This window comes from Streptosporangium sp. CA-135522 (genome assembly GCF_050949235.1).
In the GTDB taxonomy this organism is placed as follows: Bacteria; Actinomycetota; Actinomycetes; order Streptosporangiales; family Streptosporangiaceae; genus Streptosporangium.
In genome coordinates, this window is the sequence record NZ_CP192026.1 from 7068189 (window position 1) to 7086863 (window position 18675).

The 18675-nt window shown below is 71.7% G+C and carries 14 protein-coding genes; 6 read left to right on the forward strand and 8 right to left on the reverse strand.

The annotated features are described in order from the left end of the window. Positions 1-63: 63 nt before the first annotated feature. Together ACQPYK_RS33685 and ACQPYK_RS33690 are read right to left on the reverse strand one after the other, a co-directional pair. A complete protein-coding gene (locus ACQPYK_RS33685) occupies positions 64-1077 on the reverse strand; it encodes an enolase C-terminal domain-like protein (protein ID WP_433239997.1) in 1014 nt (337 codons plus the stop codon). Between the two features lie 104 nt (positions 1078-1181). After that, positions 1182-2534, reverse strand: a complete 1353-nt coding sequence (locus tag ACQPYK_RS33690) for an MFS transporter (protein WP_433240000.1) — start codon at positions 2532-2534, stop codon at positions 1182-1184. Positions 2535-2752: 218 nt separating this feature from the next. Here ACQPYK_RS33690 and ACQPYK_RS33695 point away from each other — a divergent pair, with 218 nt between their 5' ends. Further along, positions 2753-3907, forward strand: coding sequence for an alkaline phosphatase PhoX (locus tag ACQPYK_RS33695; RefSeq protein ID WP_433240003.1), 1155 nt, complete (start codon positions 2753-2755; stop codon positions 3905-3907). Positions 3908-3964: 57 nt separating this feature from the next. On the opposite strand, the gene ACQPYK_RS33700 is transcribed toward ACQPYK_RS33695, so the two are convergent. Next, entirely contained in the window at positions 3965-5761 is a 1797-nt protein-coding gene (locus ACQPYK_RS33700; protein WP_433240006.1) for a helix-turn-helix domain-containing protein, read from the reverse strand. 675 nt (positions 5762-6436) lie between these two features. Here ACQPYK_RS33700 and ACQPYK_RS33705 point away from each other — a divergent pair. Continuing rightward, the gene (locus ACQPYK_RS33705; protein WP_433240009.1) at positions 6437-6904 is read left to right on the forward strand and encodes a hypothetical protein; all 468 of its coding nucleotides are present in this window, start codon (positions 6437-6439) and stop codon (positions 6902-6904) included. 422 nt (positions 6905-7326) lie between these two features. On the opposite strand, the gene ACQPYK_RS33710 is transcribed toward ACQPYK_RS33705, so the two are convergent. The 5 genes from ACQPYK_RS33710 to ACQPYK_RS33730 all read right to left on the reverse strand — a co-directional run bounded on the left by ACQPYK_RS33710 (position 7327) and on the right by ACQPYK_RS33730 (position 14856). Next, on the reverse strand, positions 7327-8484 hold the full coding sequence (locus tag ACQPYK_RS33710) for a VWA domain-containing protein (RefSeq protein WP_433240012.1): 1158 nt from the start codon (positions 8482-8484) through the stop codon (positions 7327-7329). After that, on the reverse strand, positions 8484-10835 hold the full coding sequence (locus tag ACQPYK_RS33715) for a DUF5682 family protein (protein WP_433240015.1): 2352 nt from the start codon (positions 10833-10835) through the stop codon (positions 8484-8486). Before ACQPYK_RS33715 ends, ACQPYK_RS33710 begins: the two co-directional genes overlap by 1 nt. A gap of 186 nt (positions 10836-11021) precedes the next feature. Then, complete coding sequence (locus ACQPYK_RS33720; RefSeq protein ID WP_433240018.1) at positions 11022-12089, reverse strand: ATP-binding protein; 1068 nt, start codon at positions 12087-12089, stop codon at positions 11022-11024. Next, positions 12086-13495 (reverse strand): DUF5691 domain-containing protein, encoded by a 1410-nt coding sequence (locus ACQPYK_RS33725; protein ID WP_433240021.1) that lies wholly within the window; start codon positions 13493-13495, stop codon positions 12086-12088. The genes ACQPYK_RS33720 and ACQPYK_RS33725 overlap by 4 nt, the downstream gene beginning before the upstream one ends. Continuing rightward, a complete protein-coding gene (locus tag ACQPYK_RS33730; RefSeq protein ID WP_433240024.1) occupies positions 13492-14856 on the reverse strand; it encodes an SWIM zinc finger family protein in 1365 nt (454 codons plus the stop codon). The genes ACQPYK_RS33725 and ACQPYK_RS33730 overlap by 4 nt, the downstream gene beginning before the upstream one ends. Before the next feature lie 135 nt (positions 14857-14991). On the opposite strand from ACQPYK_RS33730, the gene ACQPYK_RS33735 reads away from it, so the two are divergent. From ACQPYK_RS33735 to ACQPYK_RS33750, 4 genes are all read left to right on the forward strand, one after another. Further along, a complete protein-coding gene (locus ACQPYK_RS33735) occupies positions 14992-16302 on the forward strand; it encodes an ABC transporter substrate-binding protein (protein WP_433240027.1) in 1311 nt (436 codons plus the stop codon). 8 nt (positions 16303-16310) lie between these two features. Then, positions 16311-17258, forward strand: a complete 948-nt coding sequence (locus ACQPYK_RS33740; protein WP_433240030.1) for a carbohydrate ABC transporter permease — start codon at positions 16311-16313, stop codon at positions 17256-17258. Further along, positions 17255-18064 (forward strand): carbohydrate ABC transporter permease, encoded by an 810-nt coding sequence (locus ACQPYK_RS33745; RefSeq protein ID WP_433240033.1) that lies wholly within the window; start codon positions 17255-17257, stop codon positions 18062-18064. The genes ACQPYK_RS33740 and ACQPYK_RS33745 overlap by 4 nt, the downstream gene beginning before the upstream one ends. A gap of 125 nt (positions 18065-18189) precedes the next feature. Continuing rightward, the gene (locus tag ACQPYK_RS33750; RefSeq protein WP_433240036.1) at positions 18190-18621 is read left to right on the forward strand and encodes a cupin domain-containing protein; all 432 of its coding nucleotides are present in this window, start codon (positions 18190-18192) and stop codon (positions 18619-18621) included. The last annotated feature ends 54 nt before the right edge of the window (positions 18622-18675 follow it).

Below are 18675 nucleotides of genomic sequence, written 5' to 3' on the forward strand. Positions count from 1 at the left end.
CGCTCCCCCTCGGATGGCCGGGCCGGCCGGCGGCTCGCTGGCGGAGAACGTCACCGGAGGCACTCAGACGGCGTAGGAATCCTTGGCGAGACGGCGGACGCGGGCCACGTCGACGGTGTGGCCCAGGCCCGGCTGGGTGAGCGGCACGGCCACGACGCCGCCGGAGGCGCCGACCGGCGGGATGACGATCTGTGCGCTGCGCGGCGGCTCGGCCACGTCGCAGGGCAGCACGCAGCCGGGCATGCTGGCCGCGGCGACCGTGGCCGCCCGCGCCAGGCCGGTGCCCCGGCCCCCGGCGCAGGCGATCTCCCATCCGGCCGTCACCGCCCGGTCGTGCACCCGCCGCACCTCGCTCAGGGAGCCCAGGGAGGCCGGGTGCATCAGCAGCGCCCGGCCCGCCTTCAGGAGGATCGCCTCGTCGAGCTCGGCCAGCGAGGACACCTCCAGCAGGACCGGGGCGGCGACGCGCTCCTGCAGGTCCGCGTGGTCGGTGAAGCCGGCCGGGCCGGCGAACGGGCGCTCGATGGATGAGAGCGTGTAGGCGTCCAGCGCCTCGAGGGCGGCGATATCGGTGTAGGCGCCGCGGGCGTCCACGCCGATGCTCAGCGCCGGATAGGCCTGCCGGACGGCGCGCAGCGGCTCGATGTCCCAGCCGGGGTGGACGTCCAGGGTGATGTGGGCGTAGCCGGCGCAGACGTGGCGGTTCACCCGGTCGACCAGGCTCTCCAGGTTGCGCTCACCGCCGATCCGTACGGTGGCCATCAACGAGGTGCGGCTGCCGCCCAGCGCGTGGGAGAGCGGCACACCGCTCATCCTGGTCCACAGGTCCCAGCAGGCCATGTCGGCGGCGGCGCCGCCGGGGATGACGCCCAGCTCGTCGGGGTGCTCCCAGTCGACGCCGATCAGCGCCTGTCCGAGCCGCTCCTCAAGGGAGGTCCAGGTCTTGGGATCGGGGTCGACGACCTCTCCCCACCCGGTCATGCCTCCATAGTCGGTGAGCCGTACGAGGATGCTCTCCGGCCGCCTGCCGTAGGGCAGGACAAGGCGGAACATCTCAAGCTCGCGCACGCGCGGCATGAACCCTCCTCGATCTTTGCTCAGAAAAACGCAAATCCCGCCCGGAGGCGGGACTCACCCCTCAACACGGAGAAGGGCGGCGTTCTTCCCATAGTGCCACGAGGTCAGGCCCTGAACCGGCCGGCGACCAGCACTCCCGTGCTCGCCAGGAGCGCGGTCAGCGCGAAGCACACCAGGTAGACGGGGCCGACGGCGCCGAAAGCGGCGACGATCGCGCCGGTGACGGCGACCGTCACCACGGTGAAGACCGACTCCCCGATCCCCATCGAGGCGCTGTTGTCGCCCTCCTCACCGGGACGCGACAGCTCCAGCACGAGCACCGACAGCGTCGGGTAGACGATCCCGATGCCGAGTCCGAGCACGATCTGGCCGAGATAGGCCAGTGCGACGGGGACGGCCGGGAAGACGGTCAGGGCCGCCAGCACGATGCCCGAGGTGACCAGGGCGGGGCCGATCCGCAGGATCAGGGTGCGGTCGTAGCGCTTGCGTCCGACGATCCACGAGCCGGTCGACCAGGCGAGCGCGCCGCCGGTGAGCACCATCCCGGCCTGGGTGGGCGACAGGCCGCGCTCTCCGGTGAGCATGAGGGGCAGGAACACCTCGCCGCCGAAGACCGTGCCCGCGACGATCCCGCGCAGGGTGATCACCGAGGGAAGGCCGCGCGCGGCGCGCAGGGTGCCGGGCGGCAGCAGGCGGGGCAGCGTGAAGACCAGCACGAGCAGGCCGGCGACCAGCAGGATCAGCCCGGCGCCGCGAGCCGCCCCGCCGTACTGCATGAGCGCGGCGCCCACGGCCGTCAGCACCGCCCAGCCCAGCCTGCGTGCGATGGGGGTGCGCTCGCTCACCTCGGAGCGGTCCTCGGCCGGTGTGGACGACAGGCCGCGCCACAGCAGCAGCGCCGAAGGGATGATCAGCAGCGGCACGCCCAGGAATACCCAGCGCCAGTTGAGCTGCTGCACCACGACACCGGTGATCGCCGGCCCGACCATGGACGGCACCACCCAGGCTCCGGCGAAGACGGAGAAGACCTTGGGGTGCATGGCCGACGGGTAGACCCGGGACACCAGCACGTACATGGAGACCTGGAACATCCCGCCGCCGAATCCCTGCACGAACCGGCCCAGGATGAACACGTCCATGGTCGGCGCCGCACCGGCGATCACCAGTCCCGCCGCGAAGGCGGCCACACCCGCCCAGAGCGGGGCGACCGGCCCCCGGACGTCGGCCCAGCGCCCGCCCAGCACGGTGGCGATCATCGCGGCGGCGAGCGATCCGCTGAAGGCCAGGGCGTACAACGCGAGCCCGTCCAGCTCACGCCCCACGACCGGCATGGCGGTCGCCACGGCGAGCGCCTCGAAGGCCACCAGGACGATCAGCGCGACCATGCCGACCGTCAGCGCACGGAAACGCGGGGCAAATATCCCCTCGGGTGGGGCGATAAGCGTCGTAGCAGTCATGGTCGGACAGTACGGCCGATGCCCCGCGCGGAGCATCGGCCTGGCGGCTCAGCCCTTGGTCGTAGGACCCGCCACCGCCTGGAGCCGGCATGGCGCGCAATCGGCGCGGGCAGGCCACGCTCCGTTAACCGCGCGCACGGGCGGACGTTCACCGGCGCTTCTAGTGTCGGAGGCCATCGGGGGAACGGTCCTGTTGATCCTCATGCGGGAGGTTCGTCGTGGAACGCCGTACATTCCTTCGCGCCTCGGTGCTCGGTGCGAGCACCCTGGCCTTCCCCGGAAGCCTCTGGCAGGACGCCCTCGCGGCTCCGGCCCAGAACGCCCCCGGCCCCTACGGGGCCCTGCTGGCCGCCGACGGCAACGGCATCCGGCTTCCGGCGGGATTCACCAGCCAGGTGATCGCCCGCTCCGGGCAGGTGGTCCCCGGCACCTCCTACACCTGGCACAGCGCACCCGACGGCGGCGCCTGCTTCGCCGACGGCAGCGGCTGGATCTACGTGTCCAACTCCGAGATCAATCCCGGCGGGGGCGCCTCGGCGATCCGTTTCAACTCCGGCGGCGGCGTCGTCTCGGCGAACTCGATCCTGTCGGGCACCCGGCAGAACTGCGCCGGTGGCGCGACGCCGTGGAACACCTGGCTGTCGTGCGAGGAGGTGAGCCGCGGCTACGTCTACGAGACCTACCCCTTCGGGGGTTCCGCGGTGCGGCGCCCGGCTCTGGGCCAGTTCAAGCACGAGGCGGCGGCGGCCGACCCGGTCCGCAAGGTGATCTACCTGACCGAGGACGAGACCGACGGCCGGTTCTACCGGTTCATCCCGACGACCTGGGGCGACCTGTCGTCCGGCACGCTGCAGGTGCTTCGCGCGGGGACGGCCACCTCCGGCTCCTTCACCTGGGCCGACGTTCCCGACCCGGACGGCTCCCCGACCGCGACCCGCGGCCAGGTCTCCGGTTCCAAGTCCTTCAACGGCGGCGAGGGCTGCCACTACGCCAACGACACCGTGTGGTTCACCACCAAGGGCGACAACCGGGTATGGCAGGTCAACCTCGCCGCCGGCACCTACGAGCTCGCCTACGACGACAACCTCGTCAGCCCCGGCACGGCGCCGCTGACCGGCGTGGACAACGTCACCGGCTCGTCCTTCGGAGACCTCTACGTCGCCGAGGACGGCGGCGACATGGAGATCTGCCTGATCACCCCGGACGACAAGATCTCGCCGTTCCTGCGGATCAACGGCCAGTCCTCCTCGGAGATCACCGACCCTGCCTTCAGCCCCGCGGGCGACCGCCTGTACTTCTCCTCACAGCGCGGCACCTCCGGCTCCTCCTCCGGCGGGATCACCTACTGCGTGACCGGCCCGTTCCGCACCTGACGCGCGGCCTGGCCGCACGGATCACCGGCCCGTACGGCCAGGCCGCCCGAGGCGGGATCATTCCATGAGGATCGGCTCCCCGGTGACGGTGACGACGTCCCCGGGCCGTACGGGAACGGTGCTGCCGTCCAGCCGCCGGATACTGCGCGCGCCGGGCGTGACCGAGGTGTCGGCGGTGCCGGTGGCCGCCCAGCGGACCGTCGCCTCGTGGTGACGCCGGTGGGGCTCGGCGATGGTGAAGCGGCACTGCCAGACGTTCTCCGGCAGGTTGATCGCCACCCCGTGACCGCAGGACCGGCTTCGCGCGTGGAGGAGCCAGCGCTGCAGCTGCGCCACCGCCAGCGCCGCCCGGGTGGGCACGCCCTCTTCCGCCTGCAGGACGATCGGGATCTTGGTGCCGCCCCAGTTGTAGAAGTACATACGTTCGAGGTTGACGTTGCGTGCGTAAAGCCCGACGAGGAAGAAACGCACCGCGTAGTCACGGGCCCGGGTCTCGTCCAACGAGCCCTGCAGCGGGATCGAGTAGGTGGTACCGGTGCTCCACAGCCGTGGCTGGACGCCCGCCTGGTGCAGCACCCGGTCGACGGTGGTCGCCAGCTCCAGCATGGTCTCCGGAGGGTCGGAGGCGACGCGCTGGTGCAGCTTGACGCTTGCGACGTCACAGTGGTCGTAGCCGCCCAGCTCGGCGAATCGCCGCAGCACGGCCTGGCCTTCCGGCGTCCACAGCCGCCCCATCCCCGGACACACCACGACCGCCTTCCGGTCCACCGTACGGATGATCCGGCTCGCCCGCCGCGTCATGTCGACCAGCGTCTCGGCGCTGCCCGTGTAGAACCGACGGTCGTTGCCGAGCACCCACAGCTCGTAGGCCTCGATCCGTCCCCGGTAACGCCTGGCGAGGGCGCGCACGAACGTGTCCCAGTCGGCGAGGGCGTCCGGCGGCGCGGCGCGCGAGTCGTCCGGGTAGGGAGCCCGCGTGCCCGCGGGGCTGGCCCATCCGGGCGTGCCACCCATGACGAACAGCACCGGGAGCCCGGCGCCCTCGGCTCCCGCGACCTGGCGGTCGAGGGTCGACCAGTTGAACTCGCCGCGCCGCGGCTGGATCTGCGCCCAGCGGGTCTCGCTGTCCCACAGGCGTACCGCGCCGACCGGAAAGGCGGGCATGGCGCCGGTGGCGCTGTTGAGGGTGACCCCGAACAAGGTACGCGGCACTGGAGCCTCCGGCAGGCTCCAAGCGGGACCGGTCACCCACTGCGCCGGGAGAGGGGGCCGCGGGACGGCCCGGGGAGCCCGGGAGGAGGGCTCCGAGGCGGACGGCACGCTCACGATGAGGGCGATGACCGCGGCGACAAGGCCCAGGAGGGTGCCTCTTCGTCTCGTCCACGGACGGACCGCCCCCCGCGCCGGGTCCGGCACCGCCGGACCCGGCTCCCTCCCGTCCTTCCCGTCACCGCCGGCGGTCGCCTCCGGGCCTCCGCTCCCCTCCGTCCGCACGGCCGCCCCTGCGGTCCCGTACGCCTCCTCAGGCATCCGCACGGCCGGCCCCGCGGTCCCGTACGCCTGTCCGTGCGCCTGTCCGTGCGCCTGTACGGCCGGCCCCGCCGCGCTCCCCCGGCCGGATCGCGCGTCGGCGCGCGCCCAGAGCCGATACAGTTCGGTGAGCTCGCCCTTGCTCGCCCCGCACGCCAGGGCGATGCGCTCGACCATTCCATAGGTGTCCGGCACGATCTCGCCCCGGCAGTAGCGGTGCACCGCGGAGCGGCTCATGCCGGTGCGGCGCGCCAGCGCTTCGTAGCTGCGGCCGCTGCGCAGTTTCAGCTCGGACAACAACTCTGCCAGCTCTCGCGCAGACACACCGGCGCCCTTCTCCCGTGAAGCAGAGATGGCCGGAGTATCCCAGTACGGGGTGAACATCTCACGGCAAAGGCGTGATCGTTTCCGATCGCCACGGCGCTCTTCCCGACCGCCGCGAAGAAGGGATCACGCCTCGGACCAAAAACAAGACCGACCGATCGATCGTATCGCTCGCCCCATCGATCGCATGGTCGGTGGACGGTTCCATCGTGGGGAGCCTGGCGGCCGGCAGGCCCGGCGATGCCCGGCGCTCTCCGGCGAAACCGTCCGGCCGCGCGCCGGAGGTCACCGGCGGCGTCCAGGGCGGGGGTTCGCCGGGACCCGACGACCGTGGGACCAGCCCGCACGCGTCCCAAGGCCTCGGCTTCGCCGCAGCTCAGCACCCTCTCGTCATCCCAGCGTCCCAGGCGGCTCCGAACCCTTGTTCACAGGTTCGCGGGCGTGCCAGTGTTTCCCGCCAGCGGGGTGACACCGGCGTCAAGGTGAGACCCCGCGATGCGCTTTTCGCCTCCCCGTCCGCCGTCGTCTTCCGGGCTTCGCCGCGATCAGGACCGGATTCCGGTATCGCGTGGATCGCGGCGTCTGGAAGTCAGGACACGGTCGAGGTCACCCCCCGGTCGAGGCGGCATTTCACCCGGTCCCGGGTGGTCGCCGCAACAAAGGAGATCCGTGAAGATGAGATTACGGAACAGGACCGCTCGCCTCCTGGCCGCCGTGATGATGCTGGCCGGCGTTTTCGTGGCCACCAACGCCATCGCCCCGCCGGCGGCCCTGGCAGGCGCCTTCGGCACGGTCGAGAACCGCCTTCCCTCCAACTACACGTTGAAGGTGGCCCGGTTTCTCAGCGGCGGCACGAGCAGCTGCAACATCTGGAATCCCAGCGGGGGAAACGACGGGTCGGCCAATGTCGTCAGGGCGACCTGGAGCTGCAACGTCCGCTGGCTGCCCTCCGGTAAGTCCAGCGACAACGAGTTCGGCTGGTTCTACGACGCCGACGGAATCATGATCGAGTCCAGCTACGTCTACCACGACACCAGCTGGGCGCAGAGCCCCTCCGCTTTCATGTGGACGCGTTTCCACGACACCGACCGGGTCATCTGCACGCTCAACACCTACAACACCCCGTACTGCTACACAGCCTGATACACCGTGCCTTCGCGAGCTTGCTGATCGCGGTCAGGCGACACCGGCCATCGCGCGATCGTTCGGAGTCCATGAGAAGGACCGAAGATCGCGCGGTGGCCACGGGCACGGCGTGGAACGTGACGCCCGCCCTGTCCTTTTCCTTCTCCACCTCCGACAACTGTCCGTACGGCAGCCGCTGATCGGCGGGAGCCCACGGGTTCCGTTCGAGCCGCTTATCGTGCACTTTCGAAGCGGCGTCTTCCATAGGAGGGGTCAACCGGCGGCGACGTCCGGGGCGCCCATCAGGGTGTTCATGCCTGGGCCCGGCCTTCGCCGATCGGCACGACGTTCGCCGGGTCGGCCCGTTCGGCGGCCACGTTCCTGTCGGCCACGGCGCTCTGACGGGGACGGGCCGCCGTGCCGTCCCCGTCAGAGCGGGTTCAGGTGGCCGTGCGCTCCAGCTCCTTCTCGGCCCACCGGCCGATGTCGCGGCGTTCGATCGCGGCGGCCATCAGGTCGGGGAAGGCGTCGGGAGTGCAGGCGAAGGCGGGCACACCCAGCGCGGCAAGGGCGGCGGCGTTGTCTCGGTCGTAGAAGGGCGCGCCCTCGTCCGACAGCGCCAGCAGCACGATGACCTGGACCCCGGCCGCGGTCATCTGGGCGACCCTGCGCAGCATCTCCTCCCGGACGCCGCCCTCGTAGAGGTCGCTGATCAGGATGAAGATGGAGTCGGTGGGTCGGGTGATGAGGCCCTGGCCGTAGGCGATGGCCCGGTTGATGTCGGTGCCGCCGCCGAGCTGGGTGCCGAACAGCAGCTCCACCGGATCGTGGAGCTGGTCGGTGAGGTCGACGACCGAGGTGTCGAAGACCACCAGCGACGTCTTGAGTGAGCGCATCGAGGCCAGCACCGCGCCGAAGACGCTCGAATAGACGACGGAGGCGGCCATCGACCCGCTCTGGTCGATGCAGAGCACGACCTCGCGCTGGACGGCCCGCTGCCGCCTGCCGTACCCGACCAGCCGTGACGGCACCACGGTGTTGCGCTCGGGCAGGTAGTTTTTCAGGTTGGCCCGGATCGTGCGGTCCCAGTCGATGTCGGCGACCCGCTTGGGCCGGTGGGTCCGCGCCGACCGGTCCAGCGCCCCGGTCACGGCCGCCTTCGTCTTGTGCACCAGCCGTCGCTCCAGCTCCGCGACGACCTTGCGGACCAGCGCGCGGGCCGACTCGCGCGCCTTCTCCGGCATCACCCGGTTGAGCGACAGCAGCGTGCCGACCATGTGGACGTCGGGCTCGACCGCCTCCAGCATCTCCGGCTCCAGCAGCAGCCGGGTCAGGTTCAGTCGCTCGACGGCGTCCTTCTGCATGACCTGCACGACGGTCGAGGGGAAATAGGAGCGGATGTCGCCCAGCCAGCGCGCCACCCGAGGGGCGGAGGCCCCCAGGCCCCCGCTCCGCTCGGATGCGCCCTCGCCGCCACCGCCGTTGTAGAGCGCGGCCAGGGCGCCGTCCATCTGCGCGTCGGTCCCGCCGAGCGCGCATCCGGTGCCGTCGGCGTCGCCGCCGAGCACCAGCCGCCAGCGGCGCAGCCTCTCGTCCATCACTCGCCCTCCGTCTTCCCCAGAATCATCAGCACGGTCCGTACGGCCGCCGCCGCGCGCGCGTCGTCGATGTCCTCCACGACGGCGGCGCTCTCGGCCGCGCCGAGCGAGCGGACCCGCGAGCCGATCGAGCGCCGCTCGGGCGCGGCGAAGGCGCCGAACGTCCTGCGCAGCAGGGGCAGCACGTCGACGAACGTCTCCGGGGCGAGCCCGGTGAGCCAGTCGTCGACCAGCGCCAGCAGCCGGGCGTCATGGACGAGCAGCAGGCCTCCGCCCGACAGGAACCCCTCGATCCAGGCCGCCGCCCGGGCCGGCGGGTGCCCCGCCGACATCGCCCGCGACATCCGCGACCCCACCTCGGCGGCGTCGAGGTCCCCGGCGTCCAGCAGGATCCTGGTGAGCCGCCCCTCGATCAGCCCGTGCAGGTCGGAGCGGCCCGACGCGCCGCGCAGCGTGGCCAGCCACCGCCGCTGGGGCGCCTCCTCACCCGCGGCGCCGTCGAGCAGGGCCACGGCGGCGTGCACTCCGTCGATGTGGCGCAGCAGGTCGCGGGCGGCGTCGTCGTCGAGGCCGGTGACGGCGCCGCCCAGCCCGACGCAGACCCTGGTGAGCAGGGCGTCGACGATGGTGGCCAGGCCGGCGGCGGGGGTGCCGCGCACGTCGCCGTAGCGCTGGGCGCGGACCATCGCGGGAAGCGCGGCCATCAGGTGCGTGACGTCGCTGTCGAGCGCGGCCCGCGCCGACAGCGAGTCGAGCACGTACGGCAGCGCGTCCGGCAGGTCCGCGAGCAGGCAGCGCTCCACCAGCCCGGTGAGGCTCGCCAGCGAGACGTCCGGCGCGCCGCCCTGCCCGCCGCCGGATGTCCCGGAGCCCGGCGGGGCGCCTCCCCCGGAACCCGCACGCCGCGTGGCCGGACCGGGCGCCCGCCCTCCGTCGGCGAGGTCGCGGACCCGGGCGGTGGCGGCGGCGGGAACCGTGGTGCCCCAGGCGCTCGCCTCGATCAGGTCGATGTCGAACTCGGGACGCCAGGCAAGTGACCACGACTCGCGGAAGGTGCCCTTGCTCCGGCTCTCCTGGGGCGTGCCCCACTCCACGCCGAGCAGCCGCAGCCGGTGCAGCAGGCGGCTGCGCTCCAGGTCGAGGGGCTTGCGCAGGTCGAGGTCGTGCTCGCGGTCCAGGGCCTCGGGCTTGAGCTTCAGCCGCCGATGCTCCTCGCGGAGGTGACGTTGCAGGGGGACCATCGGGGTCGCGTCGGGAACACGGCCGAGCCGTTCCCCCACGACCATGCGCCGCTGGATCAGCTCCACCGGCAGGTCGTCGCCCTCGCACAACACGGCCCTGACCGCCTCGGTGACCTCCGCCAGCCCCGCCAGCGGCCGTCCCCGGAGCACGGCCAGGCTCTGCGTGAGCCGTACCGCCTCGATGACGTGCGCGGAGGAGGCCGGCAGGTCCTCCTCACGCAACACCCCGGCGGCCGCGGTCAGCCACCGCTCCACCGGGCGGTCGGCGGCGGCGAACAGGTGGTGGTACCAGCCCGGCGAGGTCACCCCCGCGCCGTATCCGCTCCAGGCGGCCAGCCGCCCGTACGTCCACGGCACCCAGGTCGTCTCGGTCTTGACCTTCGGCAGTCCCCGCAGCAGCGCGTCGTCGGCCTTCACCGTGGGCAGCCCGGCCCCCCAGACGGCGCCCTCACGCGACGTCCCGGCCAGTGCGGGCACGTGCCAGGCGCCGCAGACGACGGCGATCCGTTCGAACCCGTCCTTGACCGCCTTGCGGATCGTGCGCCGCATGAAGGCCTCACGCCTGGCTTCGTGCTCGTCGGCCACATGCCCGTCGCGGACCGCCGCCATCGCTTCGGCGATCACCTGGAACGGCGTGTCCCCCCGGTGCTCGACCACGTCCTCCCACCAGCGCTCCGGATCGTCGTATCCGGCGGCGTGAGCGAGCGTCCCGATCGGATCGACCCGTACGGCACCCGCCTCGGAGTCCGGCGCCCGGCCGTCCGCCGATTCCTGCCGCGGCTCGTCCGGCCGGGAGGCGAGGCTGTGGGCGGCGGGCAGGTCGCAGAACCGGACCGGGACGCCCGCCTCCACCGCGTGGCCGATCGCCTGCCATTCGGGGGAGAAGACCGCGAACGGCCAGAAGGCGGCCTTGGACGGCTCCCCCGGCACGTGGGCCAGCAACGCGACCGGGGGTTCGAGGCCGGGGTCCTTGGCCAGCGCGACCAGCTCGTCGGCCTCCGGCGGCCCCTCGATGAGCACGATGTCCGGCTTGAGCCGTTCGAGCTCGTCTCTCAGGGACCGCGCCGAACCAGGCCCGTGGTGCCGGACTCCCAGCACGGAGACGCTCATGGGCGCCCTCCGGTCACCGGGGCGCCCGTCCGCGCGGCCGTAGACGAGCCGCGCCGGACGGCGCGCGGTGCGATCACCGTGAGACGGGACGGCGTCGCCTCGGCGGTCCGTTTCCCAGGCCGTGCCCTGGACGACGCCCCAGAGCACGCCTCAGATCGCACACCGGCCGACGCCTCGAACCGCGCCTCAGCCCGCGTCACGGCAGGCCCGGTAGAAGTCACGCCAGTCCTGGCGCTCACGGACGACGGTCTCGAGGTATTCCCGCCAGACGACACGGTCGGAGACCGGGTCCTGGACCACGGCGCCGACGATACCGGCGGCCACGTCGGAGGGGCGCAGCACGCCGTCGCCGAAGTGGGCGGCCAGGGCGATGCCGCTGGTGAGCACGGAGATGGCCTCGGCCGTGCTGAGGGTGCCACTGGGAGACTTGACCTTGGTGCGGCCGTCCTCGGTGACACCGGTGCGCAGCTCGCGGAAGACCGTGACGACACGGCGGATCTCCTCCAGGCCCGTCGTGGTCCGGGGCAGTTCCAGGGAGCGGCCGAGCTGGTCGACGCGGCGGGAGACGATGTCCACCTCCTCCTCGGCGGTGGCCGGGACCGGCAGCACGACGGTGTTGAACCTGCGGCGCAGCGCGCTGGACAGGTCGTTGACCCCGCGGTCGCGGTCGTTGGCGGTGGCGATGACGTTGAAGCCGCGCGTGGCCTGGACCTCCTCGTTGAGCTCGGGGATCGGCAACGTCTTCTCCGACAGCACCGTGATCAGCGCGTCCTGGACGTCGGAGGGCATGCGGGTCAGCTCCTCCACCCGGGCGATGCGTCCCTCGGCCATCGCGCGCATCACCGGGCTGGGGGTGAGAGCCTGCCTGGAGGGGCCCTCCGACAGCAGCCGGGCGTAGTTCCAGCCGTAGCGGATGGCCTCTTCGGCCGTACCCGCCGTTCCCTGCACGAGCAGGGTGGAGTCGCCGCTGATCGCGGCGGCCAGATGCTCCGACAGCCAGGTCTTGGCGGTGCCGGGCACGCCGAGCAGCAGCAGCGCGCGGTCGGTGGCCAGGGTCGCCACGGCCACCTCCACGATGCGGCGGGGCCCGATGTACTTCGGGGTGATCTGGTCGCCGTCGCCCAGGATGTAGCCGGTCACCGCCCAGGGGGACAGTTTCCATCCCGGCGGCCGGGTCCGGTCGTCGTTCTTGGCCAGGATCGCCAGTTCTTCGGCGTACTGGTCTTCGGCGTGGGCCCGCAGGACCGTTGTCACGAAAGCTCCTTCACCATGTCGTTGCGGAAACGCAGGAGGGCGGCGACCTCCTGGATGGGCGGTTCGAGGGAGAGTCGCTCGGCCACGCCGTACAGGGCGGGGTCGATGCGCTCGCCGGCGAGCTTGGTCAGCTCGCCGAGATTCCACGGTTGGGTGCCGGAGACCTCCAGGATCTTCTGCAGCACGGCCCCGGCCAGGCCCGGTCCCCAGGGTGCCGCGGCTCCGCCGAGGACCATGATGAGCTGGCCGTCCAGTCCGTGCCGCCGGACGAAACCGGCCGCGACGCTCTCCTGCTCGGCCGGGGGCAGCGCGGCCAGCAGGTCGGCGAGCGGATCCCAGGCGAACAGCTCCCTGGCCCATTCGGGATCGCTCTGGAGCACGGTGGCCCGGACCCAGCCCGCCATGACCTCACGCCCCCAGTCGACGATCTTCATGCGGACGAGCTCGCCGGGCGGGTGGCCGAGCAGGCGGGGCCAGACACCGAGCGGGGTGCGTGCCACGGCCTGCTGCAGCCACCAGCTCCGCTCCCCGGTTCCCTGGGGCGGCTTGGCCCGGATGCCGTCGCGCTCCATCGTGCCGTCGCAGGCGACGGGCAGGGTGACCTGGATCTTCCCGGCTTCGACGGTGACATAGCGGGCGACCCGTTCGGCCATTCGCAGGCCCAGCCGTGAGTCCGGCAGGCGGGTGAGCAGGTCGGCGGCCTGGTGGCGGACCTCGCGGCGGCGGTCGTCGAGGGCGGCCTCCAGGAACGGCTCGTCGTCGGGCGAGAGCCGGTCGGCGAGAACCTCCAGGAAAGCCGCCCGGTCGTCGGGGGTCTCCCGCTCCCACGTCGTCGTGAGCAGTTGTCTGGCGCCGGCCGGGTCGGTCGCCCGCAGCGTGCCCAGATAGGCGCGGCGGTCACCGGAGGTGCCGAACTCCCAGACCGCCGGGGCGTCGCCGGAGCCGGTCGCGGCGATCGTGGTGACCTCCTCCAGCAGGAAGCTCCACGCCGGGTTGAGACCGGCCAGCCAGCGGCCCCGGTTTCCGGCGAGGACGCCGAGGTGCGAGCGGATCGACCGGTCCCTGGCACCCTGGTCGAGGAGCTCGGGCAGCAGGTGCGGTGGGATCCGGTAACCGTGCCCGGCGGCGGTCTCCAGCCATTCGGCCAGCAGCCTCGGCCGTTCTCCACCGAGGATCCGAGCCAGCCGGTCGGCCGCGGCGGACGAGACGGCGGGCTGCTCCTCGGGCGGGGCGACGCTCAGCGGCCCGCCCTGGCCCAGCCGGCGGCCGGCCCGCGTCCGCAGGGTGTGCATGGCGGCGCGTTCGAGCAGTTCGACCTCGGCGGCGGAGTCACCGGTGAGGGGACGGCGGTCGGTGCCGACGAGGGCCGCCGAGACCAGGTCCTGCCATTCGGTCGTGGTGTTCACAGCACGATCACCCGGCCCTTCTCGTCCCATGTCGTAAGGGGTCGCAGGCCGCTGGGGGTCCATTCGGCGGCGACGGTCAGCGGGTGGCCGCCGGAGGTCGCTATCAGCCGCCAGGGGGTGCCGGCGGACGGGTGCAGCGCGAGGCCTCCGGAGGCGTCGCAGAGCGACCAGGAACCGTTCTCGACGGGGACCACCGAATCGAGGACGACGGGCCAGGAGTCCACCCAGGGGTCTCCGGCCAGGGCCCCGGCCACCTCCTCCAGTGCCTCCTGCGGGGTGGAGCCGGGCGCGGGGGCCGCGGCGGCGCCGTCGTGACGGACGGCGACCAGGGCCCGCAGCGGCGAGGAGCCCGGATAGAACGCCAGGTCGGCGTCGAGGGCGGTGCCGGTGACGAGCGAGGCGTCGAGGGCCTGGCCGACGGGGGCGAAGGAGAGCACGAGCGCCGGCCGGCCGGTGTTCCTGCCGCGCAGCCAGACCCGGCGCGCGACCAGCCGGTCCTGCTCCTCGTCGCGGCGGCCGAGCACGTCCCACACGTCCCTGACCGTCTCTCCCGCGAGGACCTCCTCCTTCGTGACCGGGAAGCCGATGCGCTCGCGGACCCGTCGCAGGAGCGCGGCGCCCGGCGGGTGCGGCGTCCCGGCACCGGCTCGGGCGTCCGGACCGTCTCCGGCCGCCCGCACGACCTCGGGGAGGCGGCGGTGGGCCACGCACAGCAGGTGCAGGAGGGAGTATTCGCCGAGCAGGCGGGCGGGCCAGTCCTCGGCCGCCAGGACGGCGTTCAGGCGGGAGACGCCGCCCGCGACCCCCGGGGCCTGGGCGTCGATCAGACGTTTGGCGAGATCGTCCCAGTGGTCGTGCCGCCGGGATCCGGCGATGCCCTGCCTGATCTGGTCGGCGAGCCAGCGCTCCAGCTCCGCCAGGCCCGCGGCCACGCGTTGCTCGCGCTGCGCGGCCCGGCTAGTGTCGATGGCGGGGCCCCGTTCCGCCTCGGCCGCCGTGCGGGCCGGGCGGACCGCCGCCCTGACGGCGCGGTCGCGTCGCTGGTCGAGCCACTCGGTCACCCAGTCGGCGGGCTCGTCGGCGACCGGGACGCCGTCGGCCGACCACAGCAGCAGCAGGCCGAGGGCGTGTTTGCACGGGAATTTCCGGCTCGGACAACTGCATCGGTAGGCAGGCTCGGACAGGTCCACACATGCCCGGTAGGGCTTGGACCCGCTGCCTCTGCACTCACCCCACAGCGCATCCGCCGTGACCCCGACGCCCGACCACTTGCCGGGCGAGGAGACCCCTTGGGCCGCTTTCTGGGATGAGGCGTCGGGCGCGAGCGCAAGCACCTGATCCCGGTTCCACCGTTCGATCACGATCGGAACGCTAGCCAACCCCCCCGACAAAAGCCGTGAGGAATCGGTCTGGCACATAACCCCATAAAGCGTCTACTGTATTCAAAACTCAGTATTCACCACGTGACATAGCACTGTTCGTCGAGGAGCAGCACGGTGAAAAGAACCCACGTCATCGCCGGAATCGTGATCGCCGGCGGCCTCACGATGAGCGGCTGCGCCACCGGGGACGTCCCCGCGAAGGACGCTCCGAAAATCGCACAGAGCTCGGGCGGCAAGCTGTCCGGAGAGATCAAGATCTGGTCATGGGACGTCGCGGCGAAGGCGCTGCAGCGCATGGCCCCCGCGTTCGAGAAGGCCCACCCCGGGGTGAAGGTCCAGGTGGTGGACATCGGCTACGACAACGCCTACGACAAGATCACGGTCGGCCTGAAGTCCGGTTCCGGGCTGCCCGACGTGATCACCCTGGAGGACGCCCGCATTCCCGGGTACGTCGAGAACTTCCCCGGCGGCCTGGTGGACCTGAGCGGCGTGGCGGGCAAGTACAAGGCCGACTTCGACCAGGCCAAGTGGGCCGCGGCCACCTCCGGCAAGGCCCTGTTCGCGCTGCCGTGGGACTCCGCCCCGGTGGGGCTGTTCTACCGCCGCGACTACTTCAAGCAGGCGGGTGTCGATCCCGAGTCCGTCGTCACCTGGGACGACGCGGTCAAGGCGGGCGAGAAGGTCAAGCAGGTCACCGGAAAACGGCTGTTCGTCTCCGACCTCACGACCGCCGACATGTTCACGACCCTGCTCCAGCAGCTCGGCCAGGGCTACTTCAAGGACGGCAAGGTCGCGGTGAACAGCCCCGCGGCGGTCAAGGCGCTCACCCTGCTCAAGACCCTCAAGGACAAAGACCTGCTGCAGAACGAGAAGGGCTGGGACGGCCGGGTCACCGCGACCAAGCAGGGCAAGGCCGCCACCCAGCCGACCGCCGCCTGGTGGAGCGGGACGCTGACCGGGGAGATGCCCGAGCTGTCGGGCAAGTTCGGGGTCATCCCGCTGCCCGCCTTCGACGCCAACGGCGTCCGCACCTCCGCCAACGGCGGCTCGGCGCTGGCCGTCACCTCACAGACGAAGAACCGGGAAGCGGCCTGGGCGTTCGTCCAGTGGCTGCTCACCGACAAGGACAACCAGGTCTCCATGATGAGGACAGAGGCCCTGTTCCCCGCGTACCTGCCCGCGCTGAGCAACCCGCTGTTCGACGAGGCGCAGCCGTACTTCGGCGGGCAGCGGGTCAACCGCCTGTTCGCCGACGAGGTGCGGAACATCCCTCCGGTCGAGCTGACCGGGGACGACGCCCAGGCTCAGGAGGTGCTGAAGAAGGCCGTCTCCGGCTCGCTGCTGGACGGCGACGACCCCAAGGCCGTGCTCGACGAGGCCGCCGCGCGGATCGCGTCCGCCACCAAGCGGCCTCTCGCGCAGTGACGTCCCCGATGGCACCCCCCACCCCGGGCATCACGACCGGAACCACGGCCGGCGCAGCGTCCGGCACCACGCCCGGCTCACCGGCTCGCCGGGCGACGCCTCCGGCGGCCCGGCGCAGCCGTACGATCCCATGGGTCTTCGCGGGCCCCGCGGCCGCGCTGTTGCTGGTCTTCTTCGCCTACCCGCTGGCCGCGTCGTTCGTGCAGAGCCTGCAGACGACGGACGGCGGGGTCGTCGAGTGGGCCGGGGCGGACCAGTACATCCGCATGCTGGACGACCCGTCCTTCCTGCGCTCGCTCGCCAACGTCGCGCTGATCCTCGTCGTCCAGGTCCCCGTCATGATCGGCCTCGCCCTGGTGCTGGCCTACGTCCTCAACCAGTCGTGGCTGCGTTTTCGCGCCACGCTCCGCACCGCCTACTTCCTGCCCGCCGTGACGACTCTGGTCGCCTACGCCGTGGTCTTCCGCGTGCTGCTCAAGACGGAGGGCGGTGCGGTCAACCAGGTCCTGGGCGTGCAGGTGGACTGGCTCAACGACCCTTTCTGGGCCAGGGTCGCGCTGATCGCGTCGATCACCTGGCGGTGGGCGGGCTACAACGCGATCATCCTGCTGGCCGGGCTGCAGGCCGTCGGCCGCGAGCAGTACGAGGCGGCGGCGATCGACGGCGCCGGGCCGCTGACCGCGTTCCGGCTGGTGATCCTGCCGCAGCTGCGCCCGGTGGTGCTGTTCTGCTCGATCACCTCGACGATCGGCACACTGCAGCTCTTCGACGAGCCGCTGGTGCTGACCGGCGGCGGCCCCGCCGACGCCACGCTCACCCCGATCCTCTACCTCTACCAGGTCGGTTTCCGGCAGTTCGACTTCGGCTACGCGGCGGCCATCGCCTGGGTCGTGGTGCTGATCATCGGCGGGCTGTCCTACCTGCAGTTCCGCTACTTCGGAAGGGAGCGCTCGTGAAGCGGGTCCTGGTGTGGCTCCTGGCCACGGCGGGCGCGGTGGTCAGCGTGGTCCCGTTCTACTGGATGGTCGTGGCGGCCACCCATGACGGCGGCGAGCTGTTCGCCTCTCCCCCGCCCTTCCTGCCGGGTGCCGAGCTGATGGCCAACCTCGCCCGCCTGGAGGAGACGATCCACTTCTCCAGGGTCATGGCCACCAGCGTCTGGACGGCGCTCGTCTACACGGTGCTCAGCGCGCTGGTGTCGGCGATGTGCGGCTACGGCCTGGCGAAATACCGGTTCAGAGGGCGGGGAGTGCTGCTCGGCGTGGTGCTGGCGACGATGATGATCCCGTTCCAGGTGCTGCTGGTCCCGCTGTTCCAGATGATGGCGAGCATCGGCTGGGTGGACAGCTACCAGGCGGTCATCGTGCCGTTCCTGGCCAACTCCTTCGGCATCTTCCTGATGCGCCAGGCGTTCCTGGACTTTCCCGACGAGCTGCTGGAGAGCGGCCGCCTGGACGGTGCGGGCGATCTGCGAATCTTCTATCGGATCGTGCTGCCGTGCGTACGGCCCCAGCTCGGCGCGCTGGTCATCTTCACCTTCATGGGCCAGTGGAACGCCTTCATCTGGCCGCTGCTGATGCTCAACTCCGAGGAGCGGTTCACCGTCCCGGTGGCGCTGAACCATCTGATCGGCCTGTCCCATGTGGACTACGCGGGGCTGATGCTGGGCGCGTTCCTGGCCACGCTGCCGCTGGCGCTGGTCTTCCTGCTGTTCCAGCGCCAGTTCGTCTCCGGTCTTCTCGGCGGAGCGCTCAAGGGGTGATCCTTCCCTAGTATTCGGTGCGGTGGCGCCCCTCCCCTCCTCGGCGGCAGGGGTGCCACGCTCGTCCGTGAGCTCTCCCGCTTCAGCGTCCGGGCTGAAGGCGGAGTATCGCCGAAGGAGATCCGATGACCGCACCCGCCCGTCCCCCGCTCGCCGAGACCCTCGACCTGCTGCCCCACCCCGAGGGCGGCTGGTACCGGGAGACCTGGAAGACCTCGGTCGACGTCGCCCCTGCCGGCTACGGCGGGACGAGGGCCACCGCCACCGGGATCTACTTCCTGCTGGAACCGGGTGAGGAGTCGCGCCCGCACGTGGTCCGCTCCGACGAGGTGTGGCTCTGGCATCGGGGCGGTCCGCTGATCCTGACCCTGGGCGGGCACGACGGCCAGCCGGTGAGCACGGTGATCCTTGGCCCGCTGGTCGAGGAGGGACAGCTCCCGCAGGCCTTGGTGCCCGGCGGAATCTGGCAGGCCGCCCGCCCCGCCGGGGACGAAGGGGTGCTCGTGAGCTGTGTCGTCTCCCCCGGCTTCGACTTCGCCGACTTCCGCATGACGTGACGATCTCCTCATCTGCGGAGAGAATACGGTTACAAGCCATACGAGGAGGTCAAC

Coding starts and splice junctions, on each gene's coding strand:
- ACQPYK_RS33685 (WP_433239997.1), bottom strand. CDS start 1,077: ATGCCGCGCGTGCGCGAGCTTGAGATGTTCCGCCTTGTCCTGCCCTAC.
- ACQPYK_RS33690 (WP_433240000.1), bottom strand. CDS start 2,534: ATGACTGCTACGACGCTTATCGCCCCACCCGAGGGGATATTTGCCCCG.
- ACQPYK_RS33705 (WP_433240009.1), top strand. CDS start 6,437: ATGAGATTACGGAACAGGACCGCTCGCCTCCTGGCCGCCGTGATGATG.
- ACQPYK_RS33710 (WP_433240012.1), bottom strand. CDS start 8,484: ATGGACGAGAGGCTGCGCCGCTGGCGGCTGGTGCTCGGCGGCGACGCC.
- ACQPYK_RS33715 (WP_433240015.1), bottom strand. CDS start 10,835: ATGAGCGTCTCCGTGCTGGGAGTCCGGCACCACGGGCCTGGTTCGGCG.
- ACQPYK_RS33740 (WP_433240030.1), top strand. CDS start 16,311: ATGGCACCCCCCACCCCGGGCATCACGACCGGAACCACGGCCGGCGCA.
- ACQPYK_RS33750 (WP_433240036.1), top strand. CDS start 18,190: ATGACCGCACCCGCCCGTCCCCCGCTCGCCGAGACCCTCGACCTGCTG.